Below are 6,000 nucleotides of genomic sequence, written 5' to 3'. Positions count from 1 at the left end.
GGGGCGGCCTGCTTGGCGGTCAGGACCCGGTGAGCGGCTTGACTGGCGGGCAGAGCCCGGTGGGCGGCCTGCTTGGCGGTCAGGACCCGGTGAGCGGCTTGACTGGCGGGCAGAGCCCGGTGGGCGGCCTGCTTGGCGGTCAGGACCCGGTGAGCGGGCTGACCGGTGGGGACGTCGTGGGCGGGCTGACCGGGCGCACCGGGCTCCCGCTGGCCGACGGCCTGCCCGGCCGGGTCACCGCCGACATCGAGAACCCGCTGGCCGCCTCGGGTGAGAGCGTCGACCTCACCGGCGCCTCCCGCGCCGACCGCTCGGCGGGCACCCCGCTGGACGGCCTGCTCGGGGGCCTGGGCGCGCTGACCGACGGCCTGCCCGCCAACGGGCTGGGCCGGGCGGGCTCGCCGCCCGTGGGCAACCCGCTGGACGACCTGACCGAGGGCCTCACCGACGCCCTCCCGCTCTCCGGCGTGGGCCGCGCCGACGGCCCGGTGATGCCCAACCCGGTCGAGGAGCTGAGCAACGGCATCCAGTCGGCCCTGTCCGCCCTCGTGGGCCTGGACAGCAACCCGCTGCAGAACCTGGCAGGCAACGTCGGCAACCCCGTCGACCTCCTGACGGGCCTCAACGGCGTCGGCCGCTCCGACCTGCCCACCGACACCCCGCTCGACGCCCTCGGCGCGGTCGACCCCGTCGACGCCCTGACCAGCCTGCCGACCGACGGCCTGGTCAACCAGGGCCGCTCGGGCCTGCCGACCGGCAACCCGCTGGAGGGCCTGGGTGTCGAGAACCCGCTCGACGCGCTGACCGGCCTGACCAACCAGGGCCGCGCGGACCTGCCGACCGGCAACCCCCTGGAGGGCCTCGGGGTCGAGAACCCGCTGGAGGGCCTCGGCGTCGAGAACCCGATCAACGGGCTGACCAACCTCGGCCGCACCGGCAACCCGCTGGGCGCGGCGCTCATGGGTCCGTCGGTGCTCGGCGAGGTGCTCGGCCTCGGCGGTCTCCCCGGCGGCATCCCGGGGGGTCTCCAGCAGCGGTCCGACCTGCCCGTGTCCGCCCCCGTCGACGGCCTCAACACCCAGGTGTCCAACCCGGCGGACGACGTCACCGAGCTGCTCGGCCTGGACGGGGGGCTGCTGCCCACCGACGGCCTGCTGGACGGCCTCACCGGCGAGGGCTCCCCGCTGGGCGACCTCGGCGACCTGCTCGCCCTGCCCGGCGCCCCCGCGGGCCGGGCGAACACCCCGCCCGTCGCCGACCCGCTGGGCGTCACCGCGGTCACCGACCTGCTCGGCGGCGACGCCCTCGGCGCGCTGACCGGCGGCCTGGGGCGGGCCGACCGCAACGCCGACCCCGTGGGCGGCCTGCTGGACGAGACGAGCCCGCTGGGCGACCTGGCCGGCCTGCTCGGCCTCGGCCGCACCGGCTTCCCCCTGGTCGACGGCGCTCTGGCCGGGGCGGCAGGCGGGTCGGGCCGCGCGGACCTGCCCTCGATCGACAACCCGCTGGACGGGATCGCGGGCGAGCCGCTGGCCGGGCTCGACGAGCTGGTCGACGTCAACGGCCTGACCGGCAGGCACCCGGTGTCGGGCGCGCTGCCCGCGACCGCCGAGGCCGTGCGGCCCGTTGAGGAGACGATCAACCTGTTCGAGGCGGTGGACAACGTCACCCAGGTGGCAGGCGTGACCGGGGCCGCGCCCCGCAGCGGCGGGGGCCTCGGCCTGTTCCAGGGCGACCCGCAGCAGCTGATGGACGCCCAGCAGTACCCCGACTCGCTCGCAGGCGGGTTCGAGTTCGCCCTCGCACAGATGACGGGGAACGGCGTGGACCTCAAGCGCACCCCGGTCGCCGGGCTGGTCGGCCCCGAGCAGCGCTCCAGCGACCCCATGGCGACGCTGGTCAACGGCATCGCCACCGCCGCGACGATGGGCGTGATGAGCGACCCGCTGGCGACGACCGACTCCCTCGACGGCGCGAGCGTCGGCGGTGACCAGCTCAGCGAGATGACGCTCACCCTGCCCCGCTTCGACGACACGATGACCGACGTGCTCTACGTGCTCGGCGCGCAGGGCGGCCCGATGGACGAGTTCACCAAGGACCTGCACCTCAACCAGGTGCCCGGCGCCGACGGCCTGGCCGTCATGGGGCCCGACCCGCTGGCCGACACCGCCGTCCTGGCGGGCCCGCGCAGCCTGGACAACCTGGAGGGGGCCTTCTCCGGCCACCTCGTGCAGCTCCCGCCCGCCGACCACCTGCCGGTGCGGACCCCCGCGCTGCCGGGTCTGGACGGCCGGTCCGACCTGCAGACCGCGGCTGGCTCCTCCCTGGCCGACACGCGGTCGAGGCTGACCAAGCTGGTCGGCGGCAACCCGATCGGCTGACCACCGATCCGCAGCGGACGGGCCCGGGGGCATCCCCCGGGCCCGTCCGGCGTTTCTCAGCCGAACTGCCAGGAGCGCTTGGCCAGGCCGCGCCAGAACCCGTCGATCACGCTGCGCCCGTCGGTGCCGCCCGCCGCGCCCGCGGCCACGAACAGCGGCGCGAAATGCTCGGTGCGCGGGTGCGCCAGCCGGGCCGCGGGGGCCTTGCGCTCGAAGTCGACGAGGGCGTCGAGGTCGCCCGCGGCCAGGGCGCGGTGGCCCCAGTCGTCGAACTCGCTGGACCACGACGGCGTGCTGGGCGCGTTGATGGCGGCGAGGTTGTGGGTGAAGAAGCCGCTGCCGATGATCAGCACGCCCTCCTCGCGCAGCGGCGCCAGCCTCGCCCCGAGCGCGACCAGCTCGGCCGGGTCCAGCGTGGGCATGGAGATCTGCAGCACCGGGATGTCGGCGTCGGGGTACATCTCGACCAGCGGGACGTAGGCGCCGTGGTCGAGGCCGCGCGCGGGGTCGTCGGCGGTGCCCCCGATCAGCTTGCGCACCTTGGCCGCCAGCTCCGGCGCGCCCGGCGCGGGGTAGGTGACCCGGTAGTACTTCTCCGGGAAGCCCCAGAAGTCGTAGGTCAGCGGGACGGTCTCGGTGGCCCCGATCATGACCGGCGCGGCCTCCCAGTGCGCCGACACGACCAGGATCGCGCTCGGCCGGTCCAGCGCGGCCGACCACTGCGCGAGCTCCCGCGTCCAGACGTCGTCATCGGCCAGCGGCGGCGCGCCGTGGCTGAGGTAGAGGACGGGCTGCATGGCGACCCCTCCACGTAGGTTGAATATTAAACAATCTACCCAACCCCCGAGGTGGACGGGTTTATTCCTGATGACGCGCTGATGACGCGCTGACACGCGATGGCCCCGCTCCGCCGACGCCGGCATGGTGGGAGCCAAGTTGCGGCCGCGACGACACTCCACAAGCTTCTCAACGAAGGGGACTCGCGTGAGCGACCTGAAGGAACTCGTCGACCGCTACATCCAGCTGTGGAACACCACCGACGCCGACACCCGCGGCGCCCTGGCCACCGACCTGTGCACCGCCGACGCCGTCTTCGTGGACCCGTTCATGGAGGTCCAGGGCCCGGACGCGATCAACGCGGGCATCGGCGCCGTGGTCGGCCAGTTCCCCGGCCACGCCCTGACCCTCATCGGCCCCGTCGACGCCCACCACGGCACCGCCCGCTTCCGCTGGCAGATCGCCCCCACCGCAGGCGGCGACTCCATCGTCGAGGGCTCCGACGTCGTCGTCGCCGACGAGGGCAAGCTCAAGGGCATCTACGGCTTCATCGACAAGATGCCCGCCGCCTGAGGCTTCCCGAGAGGGCAAGGCCCGGCCTTGCCCTCTCCACCAGCAGGCAGGCCGAACTACGCCAGTGCGCCGTGCGCGCGCAGAGCGGCGTCTACTTCGGACAGCAGCTTCATCTTCGGGCGGGCGCCGACGAGGGACTGGATCGGCTTGCCGTCGGTGAAGAAGAGCAAGGTCGGCAGCGACATCACCTGGTAGGTCCGTGCGACCACCGGGTTCTCGTCGGTGTTGACCTTGACCACGGTCAGCTCCCCCGCGCGCTCGCGGGCGATTTCGGCCAGCACCGGGGCGATCATGTGGCAGGGCGGGCACCACTGGGCCCAGAAGTCGACCAGGACGGGGATGGGGCTGCGCAGGACGGTGGCCTCGAAGGTCGCGTCGGTGGCGGTCAGCATGCCGGGTCCGCGTGGCAGGGGCCGGGTTGGCGGGCCAGGGCGGCGGCCAGCTTGCGGAGCAGGTCGGCGCGGGCGGAGTGGAGGCGGGTCAGGCAGGCGTCGACCTCGGCCAGCTTGCGCCGGTACACCTCGATCGAGGCCGGGCAGGCGTCGCCCGCGGTGTTTCCCGCGCGCAGGCAGTCGACGAAGGGGCGGGTGTCGTCCAGGCTCAGGCCGACCGCCTGCAGCGCCCGGATCTCGGTGACCAGCCGGACGTCGTCCTCGTCGTACTCGCGGTAGCCGTTGGCCGCGCGACGGGCGGGCAGCAGGCCCTGGGACTCGTAGAAGCGCAGCGCCCGCGCGGTCGTCCCCGCCCGCCGGGCCAACTCCCCGATTCGCATGCCGCCGACGCTAAACCCTGCCGTCGGCGGCAAGGCAAGCGTCAGCCCTGGGCGAGGTCGGCGAAGCGGCTGTAGTGGAGCTGGTGGGCGACGACCACGGTGGCCGTCGGGCCTGCGCGGTGCTTGGCGATGATCAGGTCGGCCTCGCCTGCGCGGGGGTCGTCGCGCTCCCAGGCGTCGGGGCGGTTGATGAGCAGGACGATGTCGGCGTCCTGCTCCAGCGAGCCGGACTCGCGCAGGTCCGACAGCATCGGGCGCTTGTCGGTGCGCTGCTCGGGGCCGCGGTTGAGCTGGCTGATCGCCACGACCGGCACCTCCAGCTCCTTGGCCAGCAGCTTGAGCTGGCGGGAGAACTCCGAGACCTCCTGCTGGCGGGACTCCACCCGCTTGCCCGAGGTCATCAGCTGCATGTAGTCGACCACGATGAGCCGCAGGTCGTGGCGCTGCTTGAGCCGCCGCGCCTTGGCCCGGATCTCCATCATCGTCATGTTCGGCGAGTCGTCGACGAACAGCGGGGCCTCGCTGATCTCGCTCATCCGCCGGGCGAGCTTGGTCCAGTCCTCGTCGCTCATCCGCCCGCCGCGCATGTCGGCCAGGCGGATGCGCGCCTCGGCGGAGAGCATGCGCATGACGATCTCCGTCTTGCTCATCTCCAGGCTGAAGATGACGCTCGTCATGTGGTGCTTGATGCTGCACGACCGGGCGAAGTCCAGGCCCAGCGTCGACTTCCCGACACCGGGCCGGGCCGCGACGATGATCATCTGGCCGGGGTGCAGGCCGTTGGTGATCTCGTCGAGGTCGGCGAAGCCGGTGGGGATGCCCAGGGACTGCCCGCCCCGGGAGGCGATGGCGTCGATCTCGTCCATCGTGGGCTGCAGGAGCTCCTCCAGCGCCACGTAGTCCTCGCTCATGCTGCGCTCGGTGACCTCGTAGATCGAGGCCTGCGCGCGGTCGACGATCTCGGTGACGTCGGCGCCCTCCGCGCCCTGGTAGCCCAGCTGCACGATGCGCGTGCCCGCCTCCACCAGCCGCCGCAGGATCGCCTTCTCGGCGACGATCTCGGCGTAGTACCCGGCGTTGGCCGCCGTCGGCACGGTGGCGATCAGGGTGTGCAGGTACGGCGCGCCGCCGACCCGGCGCAGCTCGCCGCGGCGCTCCAGCTCGGCCGAGACCATGATCGGGTCGGCCGGTTCGCCGCGGCCGTAGAGGTCCAGGATGCAGTCGTAGATGGCCTGGTGGGCCGGGCGGTAGAAGTCGCCGGGGCGCAGGGCCTCCACGACGTCGGCGATGGCGTCCTTGGACAGCATCATCCCGCCGAGCACGCTCTGCTCCGCGGCCAGGTCCTGGGGCGGCTGCCGGTCCATCCCGTGGTCCGGGGGGGTGGGCAGGCGGTCGTCGGTCAGTGCCACTCAGGTCCCCCTCACTCGCCCGGCAACGGTACGTCCGCGGGCCGACAAGATCCGTCGGCGAAGCGACGCTAGGGCCCGCGCGCGGGGT

5 protein-coding genes and 1 pseudogene are annotated in these 6,000 nt (G+C 73.3%); 2 read left to right on the top strand and 4 right to left on the bottom strand.

All coding sequences use genetic code 11. From position 1 onward, the window contains the following. Nucleotides 1-2,381: pseudogene (locus tag ACWEPX_RS08770) on the top strand (hypothetical protein); the annotation flags it as partial. Nucleotides 2,382-2,437: 56 nt separating this feature from the next. Here the strand turns inward: ACWEPX_RS08770 and ACWEPX_RS08765 are convergent. Then, on the bottom strand, nt 2,438-3,178 hold the full coding sequence (locus tag ACWEPX_RS08765) for a dioxygenase family protein (RefSeq protein WP_451896498.1): 741 nt from the start codon (nt 3,176-3,178) through the stop codon (nt 2,438-2,440). Nucleotides 3,179-3,365: 187 nt separating this feature from the next. Here ACWEPX_RS08765 and ACWEPX_RS08760 point away from each other — a divergent pair, with 187 nt between their 5' ends. Next, nucleotides 3,366-3,731 carry a nuclear transport factor 2 family protein gene (locus ACWEPX_RS08760; protein ID WP_451896497.1) on the top strand — a complete coding sequence of 122 codons (366 nt, stop codon included), beginning with the start codon at nt 3,366-3,368 and terminating at the stop codon, nt 3,729-3,731. A 56-nt stretch (nt 3,732-3,787) separates the two neighbouring features. On the opposite strand, the gene trxA is transcribed toward ACWEPX_RS08760, so the two are convergent. Genes trxA through dnaB form a run of 3 tightly spaced genes read right to left on the bottom strand, consistent with a single transcriptional unit; the run spans nt 3,788 to nt 5,912 of the window. After that, nucleotides 3,788-4,123: a thioredoxin gene (gene trxA, locus ACWEPX_RS08755; RefSeq protein ID WP_451896496.1), complete on the bottom strand. Its 336-nt coding sequence runs from the start codon at nt 4,121-4,123 to the stop codon at nt 3,788-3,790. Continuing rightward, nucleotides 4,117-4,503, bottom strand: coding sequence for a MerR family transcriptional regulator (locus ACWEPX_RS08750; protein WP_451896495.1), 387 nt, complete (start codon nt 4,501-4,503; stop codon nt 4,117-4,119). Before ACWEPX_RS08750 ends, trxA begins: the two co-directional genes overlap by 7 nt. 41 nt (nt 4,504-4,544) lie before the next feature. Then, nucleotides 4,545-5,912, bottom strand: a complete 1,368-nt coding sequence (gene dnaB / locus ACWEPX_RS08745; protein ID WP_451896494.1) for a replicative DNA helicase — start codon at nt 5,910-5,912, stop codon at nt 4,545-4,547. Nucleotides 5,913-6,000 lie beyond the last annotated feature (88 nt).

The sequence above is a fragment of the Actinokineospora sp. NPDC004072 genome (genome assembly GCF_053604195.1).
Note: the sequence above shows the minus strand (reverse complement) of the source record. Positions and strands in the feature narration are given on the sequence as shown.